The organism is Paenibacillus sp. BAC0078 (assembly GCF_054483875.1).
Genome location: NZ_JBTLRW010000024.1, coordinates 14,628 through 37,058 on the forward strand (window position 1 = coordinate 14,628; position 22,431 = coordinate 37,058).

The 22,431-nt window shown below is 48.2% G+C and carries 33 protein-coding genes; all 33 read right to left on the bottom strand.

What is annotated here, in order from left to right:
* Position 1: 1 nt before the first annotated feature.
* A complete protein-coding gene (locus ACX1DY_RS27725) occupies positions 2–1,822 on the bottom strand; it encodes an InlB B-repeat-containing protein (protein WP_458967385.1) in 1,821 nt (606 codons plus the stop codon).
* A gap of 366 nt (positions 1,823–2,188) precedes the next feature.
* On the bottom strand, positions 2,189–5,248 hold the full coding sequence (locus tag ACX1DY_RS27730) for an ATP-binding protein (protein WP_458967386.1): 3,060 nt from the start codon (positions 5,246–5,248) through the stop codon (positions 2,189–2,191).
* A complete protein-coding gene (locus tag ACX1DY_RS27735) occupies positions 5,245–6,471 on the bottom strand; it encodes a response regulator (protein ID WP_458967387.1) in 1,227 nt (408 codons plus the stop codon). The genes ACX1DY_RS27730 and ACX1DY_RS27735 overlap by 4 nt, the downstream gene beginning before the upstream one ends.
* Before the next feature lie 646 nt (positions 6,472–7,117).
* On the bottom strand, positions 7,118–7,510 hold the full coding sequence (rpsI, locus tag ACX1DY_RS27740) for a 30S ribosomal protein S9 (protein WP_458967388.1): 393 nt from the start codon (positions 7,508–7,510) through the stop codon (positions 7,118–7,120).
* 20 nt (positions 7,511–7,530) lie between these two features.
* Entirely contained in the window at positions 7,531–7,968 is a 438-nt protein-coding gene (gene rplM, locus ACX1DY_RS27745; RefSeq protein WP_019908257.1) for a 50S ribosomal protein L13, read from the bottom strand.
* Between the two features lie 231 nt (positions 7,969–8,199).
* Positions 8,200–8,979 carry a tRNA pseudouridine(38-40) synthase TruA gene (truA, locus tag ACX1DY_RS27750; protein WP_458967389.1) on the bottom strand — a complete coding sequence of 260 codons (780 nt, stop codon included), beginning with the start codon at positions 8,977–8,979 and terminating at the stop codon, positions 8,200–8,202.
* Between the two features lie 222 nt (positions 8,980–9,201).
* Positions 9,202–9,567 carry a 50S ribosomal protein L17 gene (rplQ, locus tag ACX1DY_RS27755; RefSeq protein WP_019908254.1) on the bottom strand — a complete coding sequence of 122 codons (366 nt, stop codon included), beginning with the start codon at positions 9,565–9,567 and terminating at the stop codon, positions 9,202–9,204.
* Between the two features lie 34 nt (positions 9,568–9,601).
* A complete protein-coding gene (locus ACX1DY_RS27760) occupies positions 9,602–10,546 on the bottom strand; it encodes a DNA-directed RNA polymerase subunit alpha (protein WP_019908253.1) in 945 nt (314 codons plus the stop codon).
* Positions 10,547–10,677: 131 nt separating this feature from the next.
* Positions 10,678–11,073 (bottom strand): 30S ribosomal protein S11, encoded by a 396-nt coding sequence (gene rpsK, locus ACX1DY_RS27765; protein WP_020427052.1) that lies wholly within the window; start codon positions 11,071–11,073, stop codon positions 10,678–10,680.
* Positions 11,074–11,092: 19 nt separating this feature from the next.
* Positions 11,093–11,461 (bottom strand): 30S ribosomal protein S13, encoded by a 369-nt coding sequence (rpsM, locus tag ACX1DY_RS27770; protein WP_019908250.1) that lies wholly within the window; start codon positions 11,459–11,461, stop codon positions 11,093–11,095.
* 19 nt (positions 11,462–11,480) lie between these two features.
* Complete coding sequence (gene rpmJ, locus ACX1DY_RS27775; protein ID WP_003322638.1) at positions 11,481–11,594, bottom strand: 50S ribosomal protein L36; 114 nt, start codon at positions 11,592–11,594, stop codon at positions 11,481–11,483.
* 53 nt (positions 11,595–11,647) lie between these two features.
* On the bottom strand, positions 11,648–11,863 hold the full coding sequence (gene infA, locus ACX1DY_RS27780; protein ID WP_018753971.1) for a translation initiation factor IF-1: 216 nt from the start codon (positions 11,861–11,863) through the stop codon (positions 11,648–11,650).
* Positions 11,864–11,865: 2 nt separating this feature from the next.
* Positions 11,866–12,174, bottom strand: coding sequence for a hypothetical protein (locus tag ACX1DY_RS27785; protein WP_458967390.1), 309 nt, complete (start codon positions 12,172–12,174; stop codon positions 11,866–11,868).
* A gap of 11 nt (positions 12,175–12,185) precedes the next feature.
* A complete protein-coding gene (gene map, locus ACX1DY_RS27790) occupies positions 12,186–12,938 on the bottom strand; it encodes a type I methionyl aminopeptidase (protein WP_458967391.1) in 753 nt (250 codons plus the stop codon).
* Positions 12,939–12,942: 4 nt separating this feature from the next.
* Positions 12,943–13,587: an adenylate kinase gene (locus tag ACX1DY_RS27795; protein WP_458967392.1), complete on the bottom strand. Its 645-nt coding sequence runs from the start codon at positions 13,585–13,587 to the stop codon at positions 12,943–12,945.
* A gap of 98 nt (positions 13,588–13,685) precedes the next feature.
* Positions 13,686–14,984 carry a preprotein translocase subunit SecY gene (gene secY / locus ACX1DY_RS27800; protein ID WP_458967393.1) on the bottom strand — a complete coding sequence of 433 codons (1,299 nt, stop codon included), beginning with the start codon at positions 14,982–14,984 and terminating at the stop codon, positions 13,686–13,688.
* Positions 14,984–15,424 carry a 50S ribosomal protein L15 gene (gene rplO, locus ACX1DY_RS27805; protein WP_019908244.1) on the bottom strand — a complete coding sequence of 147 codons (441 nt, stop codon included), beginning with the start codon at positions 15,422–15,424 and terminating at the stop codon, positions 14,984–14,986. The genes secY and rplO overlap by 1 nt, the downstream gene beginning before the upstream one ends.
* A gap of 40 nt (positions 15,425–15,464) precedes the next feature.
* Entirely contained in the window at positions 15,465–15,650 is a 186-nt protein-coding gene (gene rpmD, locus ACX1DY_RS27810; RefSeq protein ID WP_019908243.1) for a 50S ribosomal protein L30, read from the bottom strand.
* Between the two features lie 14 nt (positions 15,651–15,664).
* The gene (rpsE, locus tag ACX1DY_RS27815) at positions 15,665–16,162 is read right to left on the bottom strand and encodes a 30S ribosomal protein S5 (protein ID WP_019908242.1); all 498 of its coding nucleotides are present in this window, start codon (positions 16,160–16,162) and stop codon (positions 15,665–15,667) included.
* A gap of 25 nt (positions 16,163–16,187) precedes the next feature.
* Complete coding sequence (gene rplR / locus ACX1DY_RS27820; RefSeq protein WP_458967394.1) at positions 16,188–16,556, bottom strand: 50S ribosomal protein L18; 369 nt, start codon at positions 16,554–16,556, stop codon at positions 16,188–16,190.
* A gap of 84 nt (positions 16,557–16,640) precedes the next feature.
* Positions 16,641–17,183, bottom strand: a complete 543-nt coding sequence (gene rplF, locus ACX1DY_RS27825; RefSeq protein WP_458967395.1) for a 50S ribosomal protein L6 — start codon at positions 17,181–17,183, stop codon at positions 16,641–16,643.
* Positions 17,184–17,213: 30 nt separating this feature from the next.
* A complete protein-coding gene (gene rpsH, locus ACX1DY_RS27830; RefSeq protein WP_019908239.1) occupies positions 17,214–17,612 on the bottom strand; it encodes a 30S ribosomal protein S8 in 399 nt (132 codons plus the stop codon).
* Between the two features lie 32 nt (positions 17,613–17,644).
* Positions 17,645–17,830: a type Z 30S ribosomal protein S14 gene (locus ACX1DY_RS27835; protein WP_036589425.1), complete on the bottom strand. Its 186-nt coding sequence runs from the start codon at positions 17,828–17,830 to the stop codon at positions 17,645–17,647.
* A gap of 48 nt (positions 17,831–17,878) precedes the next feature.
* Positions 17,879–18,421 carry a 50S ribosomal protein L5 gene (rplE, locus tag ACX1DY_RS27840; protein WP_019908238.1) on the bottom strand — a complete coding sequence of 181 codons (543 nt, stop codon included), beginning with the start codon at positions 18,419–18,421 and terminating at the stop codon, positions 17,879–17,881.
* Between the two features lie 30 nt (positions 18,422–18,451).
* The gene (rplX, locus tag ACX1DY_RS27845; protein WP_019908235.1) at positions 18,452–18,805 is read right to left on the bottom strand and encodes a 50S ribosomal protein L24; all 354 of its coding nucleotides are present in this window, start codon (positions 18,803–18,805) and stop codon (positions 18,452–18,454) included.
* 47 nt (positions 18,806–18,852) lie between these two features.
* Positions 18,853–19,221: a 50S ribosomal protein L14 gene (gene rplN / locus ACX1DY_RS27850; protein WP_019908234.1), complete on the bottom strand. Its 369-nt coding sequence runs from the start codon at positions 19,219–19,221 to the stop codon at positions 18,853–18,855.
* 39 nt (positions 19,222–19,260) lie between these two features.
* Positions 19,261–19,527 (bottom strand): 30S ribosomal protein S17, encoded by a 267-nt coding sequence (rpsQ, locus tag ACX1DY_RS27855; RefSeq protein ID WP_020427063.1) that lies wholly within the window; start codon positions 19,525–19,527, stop codon positions 19,261–19,263.
* Positions 19,528–19,570: 43 nt separating this feature from the next.
* Positions 19,571–19,768, bottom strand: coding sequence for a 50S ribosomal protein L29 (gene rpmC / locus ACX1DY_RS27860; protein ID WP_019908232.1), 198 nt, complete (start codon positions 19,766–19,768; stop codon positions 19,571–19,573).
* Positions 19,758–20,192 (bottom strand): 50S ribosomal protein L16, encoded by a 435-nt coding sequence (gene rplP / locus ACX1DY_RS27865; protein ID WP_019908231.1) that lies wholly within the window; start codon positions 20,190–20,192, stop codon positions 19,758–19,760. The genes rpmC and rplP overlap by 11 nt, the downstream gene beginning before the upstream one ends.
* A gap of 2 nt (positions 20,193–20,194) precedes the next feature.
* A complete protein-coding gene (rpsC, locus tag ACX1DY_RS27870) occupies positions 20,195–20,860 on the bottom strand; it encodes a 30S ribosomal protein S3 (protein WP_019908229.1) in 666 nt (221 codons plus the stop codon).
* Positions 20,861–20,873: 13 nt separating this feature from the next.
* On the bottom strand, positions 20,874–21,206 hold the full coding sequence (gene rplV, locus ACX1DY_RS27875) for a 50S ribosomal protein L22 (RefSeq protein ID WP_019908228.1): 333 nt from the start codon (positions 21,204–21,206) through the stop codon (positions 20,874–20,876).
* Positions 21,207–21,237: 31 nt separating this feature from the next.
* Positions 21,238–21,516 carry a 30S ribosomal protein S19 gene (gene rpsS, locus ACX1DY_RS27880; protein ID WP_019908227.1) on the bottom strand — a complete coding sequence of 93 codons (279 nt, stop codon included), beginning with the start codon at positions 21,514–21,516 and terminating at the stop codon, positions 21,238–21,240.
* A gap of 76 nt (positions 21,517–21,592) precedes the next feature.
* A complete protein-coding gene (rplB, locus tag ACX1DY_RS27885) occupies positions 21,593–22,423 on the bottom strand; it encodes a 50S ribosomal protein L2 (protein ID WP_458967396.1) in 831 nt (276 codons plus the stop codon).
* Positions 22,424–22,431: the final 8 nt, after the last annotated feature.

Below are 22,431 nucleotides of genomic sequence, written 5' to 3' on the forward strand. Positions count from 1 at the left end.
CTCAACCCTTTCCTGTAAGCATAGCAAGAATCGCCTTGACATCCTTCTCATCCACAACTCCATCACCATTGACATCCGCTGCTTCCAGCTCCTCAGGCGACAATTGAATGCTGCCCTTCAGGTACTTCGTCAACAGCAGCGCGTCAGCCGCTGTCAGGATCCCGTCGCCATTGGCATCACCCTTCACAATCCGGGCGTAGTACACTGTGTAGGTGATCGCCCCGGTAACGACAGTTGCCTTCAGCTCGTCGCCGCTTAGCTTCGTCACACCGCCATCGCTGCTCCAGCCTATGAACCGGTAGCCGCTGTTGGGAGTGACGCTTGGCACCGCCGCCGGATGACCGCCACTTGCGACCGTCTCGCTCGCTGCACTGATCGTTCCGTGCTCCCCTGGCGCATAGTTCACTGTCACATTCAGTGATGTCCACTTCGCATACAAGGTGACTTTGGAATTACTGATGGTGAAGATGTCTCCCTCCTTGTAATCCGTACCGCTGCCATCCGCTGAAGTGTTCCAGCCGGCAAAAGCATAACCGGGCTTCTCCAGATTCCCTGTATTACCCGCTACCGGCACACTGGCCTGATTATCATACAAATTGCTGTCCACAGGCACACTGCCAGAGGATGCGCCATTGCCGTCGTAGGACACCGTATATGCTTCAGAAAGCTTCATGACAGTCATTTTTTGACCATAAACACTATCCTGATAAGCAATGTAAGGAGTACCATGGTCTATCGCAAGTGAGGTTTTGTTGATCAACCCTTCGGAAAAGCCCGCATTGCCCACGAATTGCCATACCCCGTCATTGCCGTATTTCATCACAGTAGCTTTTGCAGAAGCACCATCGCGGAAAGCGATAAATGGTGTGCCCTCCCCATCAAAAGCCAGACTTGTAAAAAAGGCACCGGCAGGCGAGAAGCCTTCCTTACCTACAGGTTTCCAACCGTTCAGCTCACTATAGGTGACAACTGTTGCCTTATAGCTTTGGGTTTTATCTCCGAATGCGAGGTAAGGCTGACCATCATAGACTGCAAAAGAAGAAAGATAATTTCCGTTGTTGTTAAAATTCCCATCCCCCAACTTCTGCCAGTTGGTTGATTCCGTATATCTCATGACAACTGTTTTGTAACCATTAAAGTTATACTGGTAGGCGAGAAAGAGGACGCCATTATCCATCTTCAGCTCTATATCCGAAGGGCTGCTTGACGAGTAGATGGTGCTGCCCACGAACTTCCAATTGCCATCAGCCGGATCAAGCTTCATGACAAATACCTTGAAATTATTTGTAAAAGCGATATAAGGCGTTCCTGCCTGGTCTATTTCCAGCGCAGCATTATAGCCCATTGGCGGCAGTGAATCCGGATTCCCGACAGGTGTCCAGCCGTTTCCCTCGCTATACTTCATGACAGTTGCCCTGCCATCGTGCGCTGAATCAGGATAGACAATATAGGGAACCCCATTACGAGCCACAATCGGGGTAGTGTACACAGTCTGTTGTGTGAGCCCTGTGTTGGCAAGTGTCTTCCAGCCATCCGTACTCGTGTATTTCATGACACTCAATCTGCCACTGTTGGTTGTATCCTGAAAAGTCACATAGGGCGTACCATTCTCCACTGCCAGTCTGAGGTAATCCATATATCCGTCCGAAAAGCCTGCGCTGCCTACCGTCGTCCATTTCCCGGAAGCTGCATAGGCGCGGTCCACCTTCCATGTCTGGAATTCAGGGATATACCCAACCGTCAGCATACACACTAATAACATTAAAACTACCTTTCTTGCCGTCATGAAGTTCCTGTTCGCCGTCAGGATGCCTCTGTTCATTGTTCTGTTCACTCCTCTCTTCCTCATGTTGATCCATGTTGTTTATCCCTCCCGGCAATCCGAATCTGCCACCCCACAACTTTTAATACTTTTGTTCCATTTCTTCTAGCCCAGTATAAAAAATCGCACCTTAAAAAAACCTTAAAAAACGACATTACACCTTAACAAAACCTTAAATACGACATACCCCACAACACTATACCTTCACAAAAACGCATATCTACCCAGTTACACGAATCATTACACGAACAATGACCTTGATCAGCAAAATTTTTCCTGAAAAGTAAAAAAACAGGCCCCCTCATCATGGATGAGACCTGTTGTGAGAGCCAGCTTATGGGAGCCAACGCTAATCAGCCCACAGAATTACACCGCCAGCGGCGAAGCAGGGATACGCACAGTTATTTTTGTTCCGTGGCCCGGCTTGCTCTCCATTTGCAGTGATATACCGTATTCATAGGTCAGCCGCTTGTTGATATTCAGCAAGCCAACCCCTTGTGACTCATCGGCCTCAACACGGTCAAGCAGCGTCTGCAATCGTTCCGGAGGTATGCCAACACCGTCGTCAGCTACAATAAATCGCCAATATCCATCCGACTCATCCGCTGTTAAAGTGACCAGCCCTCCTTCAAGGCGGTCGCCAATGCCGTGCCGAATGGCATTCTCTACTAACGGCTGTAACAGCAGCGGTGGAATACGCAAGCCCAGCGCATCCGTTGCAATGTACGATTCAAAGCGGATACGATCTCGAAAACGAGCTTGCTCAATATCGACATACGTGCGAATGAGCTTGAACTCCTCTTCGAAGGCAATTCTCTTTTCCGTATTGCTGAACCGGAAGCTGCCGCGCAAGTAATCAGCCAGATTGACAATCATCCCCCGCGCCCGTTCTATATCCGTGTAGCTTGATGCCACAATGCTATTGAGCACGTTGAACAGAAAATGCGGCTTGATCTGCGATTGCAGGAACGCCACCTCAAGATGAACTGCCCGGCCGAGCGATTCCTTCATGGCGAGCAGGCTGCCGATTCTGGCCTTGAGCTCCTCCATGTCAAAAGGCTTGGGCAAATAATCGTTCGCACCTGCCTGGAAGGCCGCTACCTTGTCCTGCGGTTGTATAGCCGCCGTCACCATCAGCACAGGAAGCTCCAGCAGCGAGAATCGCTCGCGAATCTCTTGGCACACCTCATAGCCCGATATGCCCGGCATCATCAGATCCAGAATGACCAGATCAATCTTGCCCGCTTGCTGGAGCTGCTCCAGCGCTTCGTACCCGTTCTTCACTGCAATTACCCGATAGTCTAGTGCTTGAAGCGCGTCGATCAACACCTTCAGATTCTCATACTGATCGTCAGCGATGAGTACCGTGTGCTTGCCCTCCCATTTCGAATAATATGGCGTAGCGAAGGAATACTCGCTTTGCTTGGGAACGACCTGGGTGCTTGATGGGAGTATAACCGCCTGACTGCCTTGATCCGCAACAGGAAGCGTAATCGTGAATATCGAGCCAACTCCAAGGGTGGAAGAGACCGTAAGCGTGCCGTTTTGCAGCTCCACCAATTGCCTCGCGATCGAGAGTCCTAATCCGAAGCCCCCTCGCTGTGCTCCATGAAGCGATTTGAACGGTTCGAAGATCAGCGCGAGGTCCTGTGGCTCGATGCCCCTTCCTGAATCCTGAACCGCAATCTCAAGCTTGCCGCCGCGCATCGTCCCCGTCACCACAATACTTCCGTGCTCGGTGTGCTTGATCGCATTGTCCAGCAAATTACCGATTACTTGGCTCAGGCGGCCCTCATCGGCCAGTGCAAAAGGCAAATGCGCCGGGACCTGGTTCACCAGTTGAACCTGCCGCTCGGTAGCCAGATAGGAATAGATGCGCACTTGCATCTCAGCCACGGCGCGAATGTCAATCGGCGTCAGAGCAATCCTGAGTTCACCCTGTCTCAGCTTGGACAAGTCCAGAATATCGTACACCAGCTGTGACAGCCTCTTCGTCATGTCCGTCATCAGTTGCAGCTTTTCCTGCTGCTCAGCCGTTGGCGGATGCGCGGCATCATTCAGCATGGACCGTGAAATATTCATGACAACATGCAGCGGTGTCTTGAATTCATGCGAGGTCCGGGCCAGGAAATCATCCTTCATCTTGTCCGCTTGCAGCAGCTGCTCCGACAGCTCCTCGATTTTACGGAAAGCATTCGAGAAGTGGACCGACATTAGCATGGCCAGCATCAAGAGCATCAGGAAGGGCTCGATGGGCGCCAGCTCAAAAATTTTCATCCCAAAGTAAATATTCATATTCTGCTTCAGCGCCAGTGCATTCGAGGCCATGGCCGCTACAGCCAAATACAGGCTGCCCGGGAATCTATGTAGAGCCGCCAATATGAATACATATGTTGCGTACAGCAACGAAAAGCTGGCGTAAAACGTTGACATTTCGCGATATGGCCACATCGAAAGCTGGGCTCCAAACAGAACATGCAACGCAAGCAATATCCATCCGAAGCTCAGCGCACCGCGAATGAACCATTTGAAGCAATAAGGCCGGAAGGCTGTATAGACATAATAGAAAAATCCAAGACCTACACCTACAGCCGACACCATCTGAATACGGTAATATAGCCAGAATGGCAGCGGGCCGACCGCTCCGAACAGCACTCTTTCACCGCTTACGCTTGTGAACAAGGCGATACACACGCAAACGATGCCAAATATGACAATGGAAAAGTCTTTTCTGCGTCGAGAGAATAAGCCGAGAAAGTGTAAGCCCATAACGAGAAATGCCGTTATTGAAATCCAATCATAAACTATTGCCCGATCATGCAGGCGGGAAATTTGCGCAGCTGTACCCAGGAAGACCGACTCATTGATTCCGCTGCTTGCGCGAAAATCATAGTTGGCTACCTGTAGCAGAATCTCATTCCAGCCAGGCTGCAACGTGAAGTAGCTGACATATGGCTTGTTCAAGGCTACATAATTCTGCTGCTCGGCCGGATTCCCACTGAAGCCAACAACCTGGCCATTCACCATCAGTCGATTCGATACCTGAATAGATGCTGTTTTGAGCCCATACACCATACCAGCAGTCACGTCGCCGATCTCAAACCGTAATCTGTAGGTTGCCATGCCACTCGTATGCATCAGCTTCGACCATGATCCCGGCACCCGAATCATTGCTGACGTTAATTCCCCCTCGGCAGCAGCAGAGACAAAGTCCTGCTGAGTTAACAGCTTGTCCGGATACAGTTCCCACTCACCATCCAGCGGGATGACTCCGTCCTCTGCGAACTTCCATGAGGTCAGATCCAGTACTCCGCTCGCCGCGATGGGCATCTGCTTTTTTTGCATAGAGAAATAAGTCAGTAAAACCCCGTAGGCAGTAATCAGCACAAGTATCGTTATAAGTGCAGCAACAGCTTTTTTTCTCATCGGTTTTTCCACTCAGTCTTTTCCTTCGTTCGCTGAATCAGCAGCAAGGTCTCTTCCTCCAGTTCAGCTCCCAACTGAAGGCACACCGTCTGTTCCAGTTGAGAGCCGACACGATACGCCTCATGCCGATTGCCCATCTCCAGATGCAGTCCGATCAGCTCGCGTCCATCCTGTTCGGAATCAGGTAACACCCTCAATATGCGCTGCATGCTGTCCACAGCAAGGGCGGTATTACCCTGAGTGCGGAAATACACATACCATGTACGAAGCGCGCGAATATAGGCTCCTCTAATCTCCATCTGTCTGGCTTCCGCCCATCTAAAATCACAGGCGTCCATATAATCGCCTTTATACATCAGATTCATGTGGTCATACAGCCGTAGATCCATCTCTTCAGCAGACAACATGCTGCCAGGCAGGTGACCTGACAGGCTACTTGGCATCTTGCTCAACAATTGCTCAAATTCGGCTACATCGACCGTCATCCCGTCACATTCAGCCACAAAGCCCTGATCAGCCTTGTGTATACGGATCGGAATATCATTTTCCGCTAGGCTTCTACGCAAATAAGACAGGCATGTGTACAAATATGTCTTCGCCTTATTCAGATCATATCCCGGCCAGATAGCTTCAAGAATCGAAGCGGTGCTTAAGGATTTGCCTGCAAAATGGATCAGCAGAGCACACAGTTCCTTTTCCTTCTTCGTCTTCCAGGACAACACCCTGCTCCTGCTGCCCGGCAGCCTGATCTGGAACCCGCCCAGACATTGAATGGCAGCAGACGAATTCCCGCTATGTCCAGCCCGGAGCGCGGAATCGGACAGGGCACTCGGTGGGACGTTGGACAAGAAATGCTGGACGCGAGCGACCGCATTATGCAATCGGTCCGGCGTAAAGGGCTTCAGCAGATAGTCGATGGACTGAATCTCAAACGCTTCAACTGCATATTCAGCATGGGCTGTTGTGAAGACGATGGGCATCTGCGGAATCATTTGCCTGATTACTCGCGCTGCCTCCATCCCATTCATGCCCTGCATCTGATGATCCAGGAAGACTGCATCGACAGAGCATTGGCCTCCATCCTGAAGCGCCTGAATCACCTGAATGGCCTCGACCGGATTTATATACCGTCCGATCACCTGCACATTTCCAAGCTGTCCCAGCAAAATCTCAAGCAAATCGAGCGCATCTTCTTCATCATCAATCAGCATCACACGAATCATCAGGGTGTTCTCCTTAGCAGCTATAGTAATACATAATAGTCAAAAGGCGGGGTATGTATTGTTATTTTTTTACATTGTTTCATATCATTTATCATACTTCGTCATACCTTGTTATCCATTGTCATGGCAGAGATCATTTTCAGTATTCATCTGACCAGTTCGGGGTCCATATGAACGAGTGTAACCTGCCTGGCTTTTAACGTCCATACCAACCCAAGCACAAATACCGCAGCTAAGCCCGTAGAGCAATACTCAACCGCATGCTTGGTGATATTTATCCCTTTTACTGCGTGTCCTTAAGCGGCCATCCGCTAACAAGCCGTTCCATGGTCAAAACCGCTCTGAATCTTCGGTTCACCACCCAGCAAGAGAATAGGGCAATCATCCATTTTCATAAAAAAAGACACAGCTCATGATCATCACTCGATCACGCTGCGTCTTGGTTACTGGTGTGGCTTGTAGTTCAAAGCGAATCGGTTGAAAAATTCATGGAATCAGCTACAGCGATCACCGGCTCAAATGTGGTCACGTTCAATCAAGATTGAATAAATCTGGTCAAAATATGGTCACGGACAATTCTGAGGGCAAAATTAAAGCCCCTGACCATGAAGGCCAGAGGCTTGATTTCCTTGCACTGCAAGGGATATTAACGTTTCGAGAACTGTGGAGCGCGACGAGCGGCTTTGAGGCCGTATTTCTTACGCTCTTTCATACGTGGGTCACGAGTCAGGAATCCGGCTTTCTTCAGCGGTCCGCGGTACTCAGGATCAACTTTCAGAAGTGCACGAGAGATCCCGTGACGGATTGCTCCGGCTTGACCAGAAATACCGCCACCGTGTGCGATAACGAGCACATCATAGTTGCCCAGAGTTTCAGTCAATGTCAAAGGTTGTTTGACGATCAGCTTAAGTGTTTCCAGACCGAAATATTCGTCCATCTCGCGTTTGTTAATGACAATGCGTCCTTCACCCGGTACAAGGCGAACACGTGCTACCGAATGTTTACGACGACCTGTCCCATAGTATTGTACTTGTGCCATGAAACTGTCCTCCTCTATTCTTATCCGCGAAGTTCGTAAACTTCAGGTTTTTGTGCTGCATGTGGATGCTCGGCGCCTGCATATACTTTGAGTCTCAGCTTCATTTGATTTCCTTGGCGAGTCTTAGGAATCATGCCGTGTACGGCGGATTCAATGACACGTTCAGGTTTAGTTTTCAGCAGATCCTCAGCAACAGTAACTTTCAAGCCGCCTGGGTGCATCGAGTGACGGTAGTATTTCTTGTTTTGCAATTTCTTGCCTGTCAAATGAATCTTCTCTGCGTTGATAACAATTACGAAATCTCCAGTATCAACGTGTGGAGTGAATTGCGGTTTGTGTTTGCCACGGATCAAAGCAGCGGCTTCGCTCGCCAAACGACCAAGTGTTTTGCCTTCGGCATCAATAATATGCCAATTGCGTTCAACTTCGTTCGGCTTCGCCATATAGGTGGTACGCATGAAAGTTTCCTCCTTGTTCTCGTACGAAAATCATATGTTTCGTATATCTAATTTCTCATTGAATTACGATTATGTGAGTTAAAAAAAGCTTGTTTGTTGGCATTTTCTTGATCGGGGCTGTGGGATAGCCATCAAGAAAACACAACTTTTATATTACAGCATAATCGCGGCTAGCGCAAGTGATTTCTAGTATTCAGTGCATATTTTTTTGATAATAAAGATGCACAGCGATTAGCTTTCCGCCTTGTCATACTCTACACTCCACAGCGCTAACCCTTTTGCCACCGCAGTGGGTCCCGCTGCCGCACGGTCGCATGCTGCCAGTATACCTGCAACTGCTTCCGCGCGAATCTTGCCTTCGCCCACATGAATCAGCGTGCCCATGATTATGCGGACCATGTGCTGCAGAAAGCCGCTGCCTGTAATATAGGTATGAATAACTCCCTGGTCTGCAGACCCGCTGCGGCACATACTGCGGTCAATCTCCATATGTGCCTCAAAAATCGTCCGGACATGAGAAGCCTTCGTCGACTTCCTGGATGCAAACGATGTGAAGTCATAAGTCCCCACAATATGAGCCAGCCCCTGCTCCATAGCTGCAATGTCGAGCTTCACCGGATGATGATGCTGCCAGCGCCGCTGGAACGGGTCCGGAAACCGATTACCGTTAATTGTATACCGGTAGGTCTTACGCTTCGCTCCTCTGCGGGAGTGGAAGGAAAGAGGAACCTCAGTTGCCTCAGTAACCACGATATCCTGCGGCAGCCGGGCATTCAGGGCCAGACACCAGCGTTCCGTTGGAATTTGCGAGGAAGTCACGAAGTTAAAAGGTTGACCATAAGCATGAACACCTGCATCTGTACGGCCTGAGGCTGTAATCTTGATCCCCTCACCGGTAAGATGAAGAATGGCTCGCTCCAAATGGTCCTGAATCGTATTGCCCTGAGGTTGGGTCTGAAAGCCATCATAATCGGTGCCGTCATAATTGACTTTCATCAATAGATTGCGCATTACGTTCTTCCTTTCACTCGAATTCCAACCAGCAGAGTCCAGAGGTCCTCAAAAAAAAAGAGCCCCGGCGGGAGCTCCTTCTACTCTATACAAGGTGATTCCCGCGGTAATTGTACGGCAGGGCTTAAATGCCCCTGCAGCACAATAACGTTCATACATCTCTGCACATACTGCTTACAGCATATGCGTAAAGGGTACATCCGGAAATCATGGCTTGTGATACTACGCGCGGTCTACCAGTTCAAGATAAACCATAGGCGCAGCGTCGCCACGGCGAGGTCCCAGCTTCAGGATACGAGTGTATCCGCCTGGACGCTCTGTGTAACGAGGAGCAATATCAGAGAACAATTTTTGGATAGCGTCTTGTTCACCGTCTACAGTCTCACGGCGGACAAATGCTGCTACTTGACGGCGAGCATGAAGATCGCCTTTTTTTGCTTTAGTAATCAGCTTTTCAGCGATGGAACGAACTTCCTTCGCTTTAGCTTCCGTTGTCTGGATACGCTCATAAAGAAACAGATCCGTCACCATGTCGCGAAACAACGCTTTACGCGCACTGGAATCACGGCCCAATTTTTGGTATGCCATTTGTTTTCCCTCCTTTACTCAAGCAATCTGTCAGCTATTCTTCTGTGCGGAGTCCTAAACCAAGTTCCTCGAGCTTTTCTTGTACTTCTTCCAAAGATTTGCGGCCCAGGTTACGAACCTTCATCATATCTTCTTCAGTTTTTGTAGTCAGCTCTTGTACGGTATTAATACCGGCACGTTTGAGGCAATTGTAAGAACGAACAGAAAGATCAAGCTCTTCGATTGTCATCTCAAGCACTTTTTCTTTTTTGTCTTCTTCTTTTTCTACCATAATTTCGGCGTCTTTCGCTTCATCCGTAAGTCCTACGAACAAAACGAGGTGCTCGTTCAAAATTTTGGCTCCGAGGCTAACAGCCTCTTCCGGTCTGATACTGCCATCCGTCCAAATTTCCATCGTCAGCTTATCGTAGTTGGTCACTTGACCGACACGAGTGTTGTCGATGCCGTAATTCACACGGGAGATAGGCGTATAGATGGAATCCACCGGAATAACGCCGATGGGCTGATCCTCGCGTTTGTTGCGGTCCGCTTGGACATAACCGCGGCCACGGCCTGCAAAAATACGCATGTGAAGTCTCGCGCCAGGTCCCAGCGTTGCAATATGAAGATCCGGGTTCAGGATCTCAACATCGCTATCCGCACGGATATCACCTGCGGTAACGATGCCTTCACCTTCAGCATCAATCTCGAACACTTTCTCTTCGTCTGAATGAATCTTCAGGGAAAGAGCTTTGAGGTTCAGAATGATCTCCGTCACATCTTCCATTACGCCAGGAACGGTCGAGAACTCATGCAGAACGCCGTCAATTTGGACCGAAGTCACTGCGGCTCCCGGAAGGGAGGAAAGCAAGATCCGGCGAAGCGAGTTCCCCAGAGTCGTGCCATATCCACGTTCCAGCGGTTCAACTACGAATTTCCCATAGGTTCCTTCATCATTGGCTTCTACGGTCTCAATCTTCGGCTTTTCGATTTCTATCACGAGTGTACCCCTCCTTCAAACGTCGCTCCTATATGAAACTGTCACCCCATCAGGTGTATCATGTAGTATGCCTAAACACCTATTATTAGCAGATGCGTCAGAATTATACCACAATCACAATTCTGATTTCACTATACGCGGCGACGTTTCGGCGGACGGCATCCATTGTGAGGAACCGGAGTTACGTCTTTAATGAGGTTTACTTCAAGACCTGCGGCCTGAAGGGAACGGATGGCTGCTTCGCGGCCCGCGCCCGGTCCTTTAACCATAACTTCAACGGACTTCATGCCGTGTTCCATAGCTGCTTTAGCTGCAGTTTCGGCTGCCATCTGCGCTGCAAATGGAGTCGATTTACGGGAACCTTTAAATCCTTGACCGCCGGAGCTTGCCCAGGAAATTGCATTTCCGTGAGGATCCGTGATCGTAACGATAGTGTTGTTGAACGTGGAACGGATATGTGCCACGCCACTCTCGATATTTTTACGGTCGCGACGTTTGGTACGTACGACTTTTTTCGGTTTAGCCATTGTCTCTTTTCACCCCTTCTTATTTCTTTTTGTTTGCTACCGTACGACGCGGGCCTTTCCGGGTACGGGCATTCGTTTTAGTACGTTGACCGCGAACAGGCAATCCACGACGGTGACGAACACCGCGGTAGCAGCCGATCTCAGTTAGACGTTTAATATTCAAGGAAATTTCACGACGCAGGTCACCTTCAACCTTAACTGACTTGTCGATCATTTCACGCAGTTTGCTGACTTCATCTTCCGTCAAATCACGGACACGTGTGTTAACGTTAATGCCTGTTTCATTAAGAATTTTCTGGGAAGTCGTTTTACCGATTCCGAAAATATAAGTCAAGGCGATCTCAACGCGTTTATCACGTGGCAAATCCACTCCAGCTATACGAGCCATTTTACGCTACACCCCCTTCTTAACCTTGTTTTTGTTTGTGTTTCGGATTTTCGCAAATTACCATAACAGTCCCTTTGCGGCGGATGACTTTGCATTTCTCGCAAATGGGCTTTACAGAAGGTCTTACCTTCATGTTAATTACCTCCTCAAAGTTTTGCGAAGCAAAACTTTTGTTGTAGTTCCCATCTATTTACGGTAAGTTATACGGCCTTTAGATAAATCATAAGGCGATAACTGCACGACCACTTTGTCTCCGGTTAGGATACGGATAAAGTGCATCCGCAATTTCCCGGACACATGGGCAAGTATTTGATGACCGTTCTCAAGCTCAACCTTAAATGTTGCATTCGGCAACGGCTCAATGACCGTACCTTCCACTTCAATGACATCCTCTTTAGCCACAGTTAGTCTCCTTTCTCATTCGCACTTTTTCCGGCTGCCGCACCGTACTTCATGACTGCAAACCGCAGCTTTCCGTTCGTTACCCGGCCGGTTTCTTCCAAACTGTCCACAATCTCACTGCTGATGAATGGTATGAGCTCCAGATGCCCGATATTCTTCTTCTTAGGCCCATCAAACTTACGTTTGTCTCCATCAGCAATATATACAAATCTGCTATCAACAACTGCGATAACAACGGCAGCCTCTCCGGCATCTTTGCCTTTGAGAATTCTCACTAATTGACCAATCTGCGGGCTGCTCCCAGTATTCACGTGAAGATCACCTACGCATTCAGTTTTGTGAAAATTTCCATGCCCTCCGGCGTTACAGCTACTGTATGCTCAAAATGAGCGCACAGTGAACCGTCTACCGTGACGACCGTCCAGTTATCTTCCAGCGTTCTGACATATCTGTCCCCTGCGTTCACCATCGGCTCAATCGCGAGTACCATACCCGGTTTCAGACGTGGTCCGCGGTCCGCTATGCCATAATTCGGAATTTGCGGTTCTTCATGCAGTTCTGCCCCAATGCCATGACCAACATACTCGCGCACGACGGAGAATCCGGCATCCTCGATATACTGTTGAATTGCATGGGAGATTGTAAACAAGCGCACATCCGGTTTGACTAACGCCAGTCCTGCGTACAAGGAGCCTTCCGTGACGTCCAGCAAACGCTGAGCCTCTTCGGAAATGCTGCCCACCCCGTAGGTCCAGGCGGAATCACCGTGATAACCGCGGTACTCTGCACCGATGTCCAGCGTAACAATATCGCCTTCAACCAGTTTTCGCTTACCCGGAAATCCGTGCACCAATTGTTCGTTGACTGAAGCGCAAATGCTGGCAGGAAAACCGTTGTAACCTTTGAAAGACGGCACAGCACCTTGACTGCGAATGTATTGATCGGCAATTCTGTCGAGCTCCCCCGTCGTAATGCCAGGCTGGATAGCCTCAGCAATCAGACGGTGACTCTCGGCAACTATTCGACCAGCTTCCCTCATAAAGGCAAGTTCCTGTTCGGATTTACAAATGATCATTACATTAACCTCGCAGCATAGATACGATTTCGGAAGAAACGACATTGATTTCGTTTTCCCCGTTCACCTGACGCAAAAGACCTTTATTGTCATAAAACGCAAGCAACGGCGCTGTCTTGTTGTCATACTCATCCAGACGCTTGCCTACACTTTCTTCGTTGTCATCCGGACGTTGATACAATTCACCGCCATCAATATCGCAAATGCCTTCTTGCTTCGGCGGGTTGAAAATCAAATGGTAGGATGCACCGCAAACTTTGCAGATCCGGCGTCCGGTAAGACGCGCCATCAGCAGTCCACGGTCCACATTCAAGTTGATTACATGATCCAAGGAACGATTCAGACGGCTAAGAATATCTTCCAGCGCTTCCGCTTGCGAAAGGGTTCTTGGAAAACCATCCAATAAGAAACCTTTTTCGCAATCGGACTGCTGCAGCCGTTCTTCAACGATTCCAATGGTCACATCATCAGGTACAAGCAAGCCTTGGTCGATATAAGATTTGGCCTTAAGTCCAACCGGCGTACCTTGCTTGATTGCCAAGCGGAAGGCATCACCAGTCGAGATATGAGGAATATCCAGTTCTTTCACAACTACCGCTGCTTGTGTCCCCTTGCCTGCCCCAGGAGGGCCCATGAATAAAATGTTCACGATTTCTCTTCTCCCCCCAAAAGTTCGCCACCAAGCAAGAAACAGCACAATAGGTGCCGGGAAGTCTGTGAGTCTTATGCTTCGCCGGAACCTATCGCCTATTTATTGATGAAGCCTTTGTAATGGCGTTTGATCAATTGGCTCTCGATCTGCTTCATCGTATCCAGGGCTACACCGATGACGATCAGCAGTGAGGTACCACCAATCTTCACGGAACGGGGCAGACCGGATAAGTTACCAAAGAATACCGGCAGGACAGAAATCAGAGCCAGGAAGATCGCACCTGACATAGTCAGACGGGACATTACCCGAGTCAAGTATTTCTCTGTCGCTTTACCTGGGCGAATGCCTGGAATGTAGCCGCCGTTCTTCTTCATATTGTCAGCCATTTGCTGCGGATTCATCTGGACGAACGTATAGAAGAACGTAAATCCGATGATCATGATCACGTAGAGGACCATACCGAGCGGCTTATCATAGTAAAGATTGGCAGTGACCCATTTAGCCCATTCATGACTTGCCCAGAAGCTGGAGATTACAATTGGAAATTGAAGCAGTGATACGGCGAAGATAACCGGAATTACACCTGCCGCATTGATTTTAAGCGGAATGTGCGTATTCTGTCCACCGTACATTTTGTTACCGACCACTCGCTTAGCGTATTGTACAGGAATTTTACGAATACCTTGTTGTACGAAGATAACCCCTGTAATAATCGCTACAATCACGATCAGTACAATAACGACTTTAAGAATATTCAGGAACACCTGATCCGGCTGAATAAAGCTTGATTGCGCCGTAGTCGTGATATATCCCGGGATGGCGGCGACGATTCCCGCAAAAATCAGGATCGAAATCCCGTTTCCTATTCCCTTTTCTGTGATCTGCTCACCAAGCCACATCAAGAACGATGTACCTGCAGTCAGTATGATCGCAATCAGCAGGTAATCCGCAAAGGTTGCATTTGGAATCATCTCAGTGCCATAAATCCGGTTAAACCCGATTGAAGTGGCAAACGCTTGAATCAGACCGAGCACGACCGTGCCGTACCGGGTGATTTGCGCCAGTTGCTTTTTCCCGTGCTCCCCTTGTTTGGCCCATTCGGCAAACTTGGGGATAACATCCATCGAGAGCAATTGCACAATGATGGATGCTGTAATGTACGGGTAAATACTAATCGCAAATATTGAGAAGTTTTTGAGCGCTCCGCCCGAGAAGGTGTTCAAAAGACCCATCAAAGCGTCACCGCTTTGATTTGTTGATTCCAGTACTGCTTTGTTCACACCGGGAACCGGTACAAACGAACCGATGCGGTAAATGATCAGAACGAACAGGGTAAACAGGATCTTTTTGCGCAAATCTTCAACATGCCATATATTCTTAAGCGTCTTGAACATTAGATCACCTCGGTTTTACCGCCGGCAGCCTCGATTTTCTCTACCGCAGATTGAGAGAACTTATTTGCTTGTACAGTCAATTTAACGGCCAGTTCACCATTACCGAGAATCTTGATGCCGCTTTTGGAATTCTTGACAACACCAGTTTCGAGCAACAACTGTGGAGTCACTTCAGTTCCTTCAGCAAAGCTGTTCAGATCTTCCAGGTTCACAATCGCATACTCTTTACGGGTAGGATTGATGAAACCACGTTTAGGCAGACGACGATAGAGTGGGTTCTGTCCACCCTCGAAGCCTGGACGAACACCGCCGCCGGAACGGGAGTTTTGCCCTTTATGACCGCGGCCGGAAGTCTTACCGTTCCCGCTACTAGGACCACGACCAACGCGGTTGCGTTCTTTACGTGATCCAGGAGCTGGAGCAAGTTCATGTAACTTCATCGTTTGCACCTCCTTATATTTGTTAATTTATGCGAGGCGATTAGCCTTCAATTTCAGTAACAGACAACAGATGGCTCACTTTGTTGATCATCCCGCGAATTGCAGGAGTGTCATTGTGAACCACGGACGAGTTGGTTTTACGCAGGCCGAGCGTCTTAACAGTAACACGTTGTGTTTCTGGACGTCCAATCACGCTGCGTACGAGGGTGATTTGCAATTTTGCCATTGACGTTCCCCTCCTTAACCGCGTAATTCTTCGACAGATTTGCCACGAAGCTTCGCGACCTCTTCAATGCGTTTCAGACGGGAAAGACCCTCCAAAGTTGCATTGACCATGTTCATGGAATTCGAAGAACCCAAAGATTTTGTCAAGATGTCGCCAACGCCTGCCAATTCCAATACCGCACGAACAGGACCGCCGGCAATAACGCCAGTACCTTCCGATGCTGGTTTCAGCAGCACACGTCCTGCGCCGAAATGTCCAGTAACGAGATGGGGAATCGAAGTTCCTACGATTGGAATGTGAATCAGGTTTTTCTTGGCGTCTTCAATGCCTTTACGGATGGCATCCGGAACTTCACCGGCTTTACCGATACCTGCACCGACATAGCCGTTGCCGTCGCCCACAACAACAAGTGCACTAAAGCTGAAACGGCGTCCGCCTTTTACAACTTTTGCAACACGGTTAATGTGTACAACTCTTTCTGTCAGCTCTAAACTGTTCGGATCTATACGCAAGTCGTTAACCTCCTTTTAGAAATATCTAGAATTCAAGACCAGCTTCGCGAGCTGCAGTAGCCAGAGCTTGAATCCGTCCATGGTACAAGTATCCACCGCGGTCAAATACAACCACAGTATGTCCTTTTGCTTTAGCGCGCTCAGCGATCAATTGACCCACTTTGCTAGCAGCTTCTACGCTGCCGCCATTTCCGATTGTAGCGCTCAGATCTTTGTCCAGTGTGGAGGCAGCTACGATAGTAACGCCTGTCACGTCATCGATCAATTGAGCATAGATGTGTTTCGAAGAACGGAACACATTCAAACGTGGACGCTCAGTAGTACCCTGAATTTTCTTACGAACACGCAGGTGTCTTTTGAGACGAGCCTTGTTTTTATCTTCTTTTGTAATCATGACTTCCCTTTCACTCCCTTCAGTTTGCCGTAAACAGCTTCACTTTAAGATGCACGGGGTATCTTACGAAGAAAAGCAAGCCGATTATTTCTTCTTACCGGCTTTACCTTCCTTACGGATGATACGCTCGCCTTCATATTTGATACCTTTACCTTTGTATGGCTCAGGTTCACGTACGGAACGAATTTTGGCAGCATATGCGCCAACGCGTTCTTTGTCGATACCTTTAACGATGATTTTCGTGTTCGCAGGAACCTCGAACTCGATGCCCGCTTCCGGTGTAATTTCAACCGGGTGGGAGTAACCAACGTTCAAAACGAGTTTATCTCCGGATTTGTTTGCACGATATCCGACCCCAACCAGTTCCAGAGATTTCGAGAAACCTTCAGTCACACCGCTAACCATGTTGTTGACAACGGAGCGGGTTGTGCCGTGAAGTGAACGATGTAATTTGTTATCCGATGGGCGAACAACAGTGATTTCGTTGTTTTCAACTGTAACCTTCATGTCTTTATGAAGCTCACGAGTTAAAGTGCCTTTAGGACCCTTTACTGTAATAACGGCGTTGTCCAAAGTGACATTCACACCGCTAGGTACTGCGATTGGTTTGCGACCAATACGAGACATGTGTTGCACCTCCTTATCTTGTGACGTTTATTACCAAATGTAGCAGACAACTTCTCCGCCCGATTTTGATTGACGAGCTTCTTTGTCGGTCATAACTCCCTTAGATGTGGAGATAATCGCGATACCAAGGCCGCCGAGTACACGAGGCACTTCATTGCTCTTCGTGTAAACGCGAAGACCTGGTTTACTGATTCTTTTCAGACCAGAGATAACGCGCTCTTGGTTAGGGCCGTATTTCAAGAAGATACGGATAATCCCTTGTTTGCTGTCTTCAACGAATTCCGCATCACGGATGAAACCTTCACGCTTCAAGATGTCCGCGATTTGTTTTTTCATAGTAGAAGCAGGCATTTCTACTGTCTCGTGACGCACAGTGTTGGCGTTACGAATACGAGTAAGCATATCTGCAATAGGATCAGACATAGTCATGTGTGTAAACCTCCTTCCCGTTTATAAACTTCTTACCAACTTGCTTTTTTCACGCCAGGAATCTGGCCTTTATAAGCTAACTCACGGAAACAAATTCTGCAAATTTTGAACTTTTGCAGTACCGAATGTGGACGACCGCAACGCTCGCAACGTGTGTATGCACGCACTTTGAACTTAGGTTCGCGTTGTTGTTTAACTTTCATTGAAGTTTTTGCCACTTAGCCTGACACCTCCTAAACATTTTCGGAGAAATGGATGAACCGTCCTTATTTCGTGAAAGGCATTCCCAGTTGAGCGAGCAGCTCACGGGATTCCTCGTCCGTTCTAGCAGTCGTTACAATAACGATGTCCATACCGCGTGCTTTGTCAACTTTATCATATTCGATTTCGGGGAAGATCAACTGATCCTTAAGACCAAGTGTGTAGTTACCGCGACCGTCAAATGATTTAGTTGAAACCCCACGGAAGTCACGTACGCGTGGAAGTGTTACATTAAGCAACTTATCCAGGAAGTAATACATGCGATCTCCGCGCAGTGTTACTTTAACCCCGATTGGCATGTTTTCGCGCAGTTTGAAGCCGGCGATGGATTTCTTTGCTTTGGTGATTACCGGCTTTTGACCAGCGATCAGTTGCATATCGTTAACTGCGGAATCAAGTACTTTGGAGTTTTGAACAGCGTCACCCACACCCATGTTGATAACGATCTTCTCGATCTTAGGTACTTGCATAACAGTTGTATAGTTGAACTTCTGCATCAAAGCAGGTGTGATTTCATTCAGAAAACGTTCTTTCATTCTTGCTGCCATGAAGATTTACCTCCTTTCTTTAGGACTGTATTAGTCGATAATCTCTCCGGATCTCTTCGCTACCCGAACCTTCTTACCGTTATCGAGCACTTTGTAACCAATACGAGTAACTTTACCACTCTTCGGATCAATGTGCATTACGTTAGACACATGAATCGAAGCTTCTTGCTCGATGATTCCACCTTGTGGATTGAGCTGGTTCGGCTTTTGGTGTTTTTTCACCATATTCACGCCTTCTACCAGAACGCGGTTTTCGCGAGGATAAGCAGCGATGACACGGCCTTTTTTACCTTTGTCTTTCCCGCTGATCACAAGCACCACATCATCTTTTTTCACGTGCAGTTTATTGTTATGGGATTCCAGAACTTTTTTCACTCTAGGCATTTATTACACCTCCTATGACACTTTTTGGGGCATGATCAAATCTTTATTTAGATTACTTCCGGTGCCAAGGAAACGATCTTCATGTAGTCTTTATCGCGAAGCTCGCGAGCAACTGGTCCGAAGATACGTGTTCCGCGTGGGCTTCTGTCGTCTTTAACAACAACAGCTGCGTTTTCGTCGAATGCGATGTAAGATCCATCTTTACGGCGAACGGAACGTTTCGTACGTACAACTACCGCTTTAACAACATCACCTTTTTTGACAACGCCGCCTGGTGTTGCTTGTTTAACGGAACAAACGATCAGATCACCGATTGCTGCTGTACGGCGTCCAGTACCACCCAGTACGCGGATACACATCAGTTCCTTCGCACCAGAGTTGTCAGCCACATGCAAACGTGTAAATGGTTGAATCATTATTAATTTCCTCCTTCCGATCAAGCTTCATAGGTCGTCTTAGATGATAACCGCTGCTTCTACCACTTCAACAAGTCTCCAGCGTTTGTCCTTGGACAATGGACGAGTTTCCATGACTTTGACAATATCACCGATCTTAGCAACATTTTCTTCATCATGTGCTTTGAATTTCTTCGTAGACTTGATGCGTTTGTGATACAGGTTGTGCTTTTTATAGGTTTCAACAGCAATTACGATGGTTTTATCCATTTTGTCGCTGACTACTTTACCGATCAGCACCTTACGTGCATTACGTTCTTCGCTCATAGTTAGCCTCCTTCCTGATTACGGATGATACATCCGCCGTCACTTAACTGATGCCAAGTACTCTTTGATGGATAACGGTTTTAGCACGAGCTATTTCCTTACGCACATCACGAATCCGAGTCGGGTTGTCCAGTTGGCCAGTTGCCAATTGAAAACGGAGATTGAAGAGTTCTTCTTTGAATCCAGCGATCTTCTGTTCAATCTCGGCAGTGGTTAAGTTGCGAAGTTCATTAGCTTTCATTTGCTTCACCACCCAATTCTTCACGTTTCACAAACTTAGTCTTCACAGGCAGCTTGTGAGCGGCAAGACGCATCGCTTCACGAGCGATTTCTTCCGACACGCCTCCGAGTTCGAACATAATCTTGCCCGGTTTTACCACTGCTACCCATTTCTCAACGTTACCTTTACCACTACCCATACGAACCTCAAGAGGCTTTTGAGTAATTGGCTTATCTGGGAAAATCTTAATCCAAACTTGACCGCCACGTTTGATATAACGTGTCATTGCAATACGGGCAGCTTCGATCTGACGGTTAGTAACCCAAGATGGTTCCAAAGCTTGCAGACCATATTGGCCGAAGTTCAGCTCAGTACCGCCTTTTGCCATACCCTTCATGTGACCGCGTTGTTGCTTGCGGTGTTTAACGCGTTTTGGTACCAACATGATTAGTTGCCTCCTTCCTGAGCAGCTTGTTTCTTAGCTGGGGGAAGAACTTCTCCACGGTAGATCCATACTTTTACGCCGATACGGCCATAAGTTGTATGTGCTTCAGCCGTTCCGTAGTCGATATCGGCACGAAGCGTATGAAGTGGAACTGTTCCTTCGCTATAACCTTCTGAACGGGCAATCTCAGCGCCGCCAAGACGTCCGCCAACTTGTGTTTTGATTCCCTTTGCGCCGGAACGCATAGTTCTTTGAATCGCTTGTTTCAGAGCACGACGGAACGATACGCGACGTTCCAATTGTTGTGCAATGCTTTCAGCAACCAGAATTGCATCCAGTTCAGGGTGTTTGATTTCATTGATGTTGATGTGCACTTTTTTGCCGCCAGCAATAGTTGTAACTGCGCTGCGAAGTACTTCTACTTCCGCTCCGCCTTTACCAATTACCATACCTGGTTTAGCAGTGTGAATTGTTACGTTCACGCGGCTTGCCGCTCTTTCAATCTCAATGCGGGAAACAGAGGAATCCTTCAATTTACCTTTAAGGTATTCCCGGATTTTGACGTCTTCCATTAAAAGAGTACCGAAATCTTTGCCTGCATACCATTTAGATTCCCAATCGCGAATAATACCGATTCGGAGTCCGACTGGATTTACCTTTTGACCCACGTGTTATACCTCCTTATTTCTCAGATACCACCAAAGTAATGTGGCTGGTACGTTTATTGATCCGGCTTGCGCGGCCCATTGCCCGCGGACGGAAACGTTTCATTGTAGGACCCTGGTTAACGAATACTTCGCTAACGAACAAGCTGTTCACGTCCATGGAGTAGTTGTGCTCAGCATTGGCAATCGCCGAGTTAAGCAATTTCTCAACTACAGGAGAAGCGGATTTTGGAGTGTGGCGAAGAATTGCAATTGCTTCCCCCACTTGCTTGCCGCGAATCAAGTCAACAACCAGTTTCGCTTTGCGAGCAGAAATCCGCACCGATCTTGCATGTGCTTTTGCTTCCATTGTTTTCCCTCCTCTCAAACGAAGAACTTAATTATCTTCTAGTTTTCTTATCGTCACCCGCGTGGCCTTTGTAAGTACGTGTTGGCGCGAACTCGCCCAACTTGTGACCTACCATATCTTCCGTAACGTATACAGGCACGTGTTTGCGGCCATCATATACACCAAACGTATGTCCGATAAACTGAGGGAAAATAGTTGAGCGACGGGACCAAGTCTTAACAACGACCTTCTTATCTGCCGCGTTCAATTCCTCAACTTTTTTCAGCAGGTAGCCATCGATAAACGGCCCCTTCTTTAAACTGCGACCCATGTATGAATCCTCCCTTCATCCGGTTCTTCAAACCGCGAATCGACGCTTCGCGCTAATCTAACTTGCCAGAAGCGTCTTATTTTGTGCGGCGGCGAACGATATATTTATCAGATGCCTTGTTTTTCTTACGCGTTTTGTAGCCGAGGGTTGGTTTGCCCCAAGGAGACATAGGCGATTTCCGTCCGATTGGAGCGCGGCCTTCACCACCACCGTGTGGGTGATCGTTAGGGTTCATAACAACCCCGCGCACTTCAGGACGTTGGCCAAGCCAGCGACTGCGTCCGGCTTTACCGATTTTGATCAACTCATGATCTTCGTTACCTACGGAACCGATTGTCGCACGGCATACGCTAAGAATTCTGCGTACTTCACCGGAGTTCAGACGAACGGATACGTATTTTTCTTCCTTACCAAGCAATTGAGCCTCTGTACCAGCAGCGCGAACGAGCTGTCCGCCTTTACCTGGTTTCAACTCAATGTTGTGGATAACTGTACCTACTGGAATGTTTTCCAGAGGAAGGCTGTTACCAATTTTGATGTCGGCTGTAGGGCCGGACTCGATCTTATCCCCAACTTTGAGGCCTTTAGGAGCGATAATGTAACGTTTCTCTCCATCAGCATAGTGGATCAAAGCAATGTTGGATGTACGGTTCGGGTCATACTCAATCGTAGCAACGCTACCTGGTATGCCGTCTTTAGTCCGCTTAAAGTCGATGATACGGTATTTACGCTTGTGTCCGCCGCCTTGGTGACGAACCGTAATTTTACCTTGGTTGTTACGTCCCGCTTTTTTGCTCAGCGGCGCAAGCAACGATTTCTCAGGCTGGTTTGTTGTAATTTCTTCAAACGTAGACACGGACATGCTGCGTCTTGCCGGAGAGGTCGGTTTGTACTTTTTGATTGGCACTATAGTTC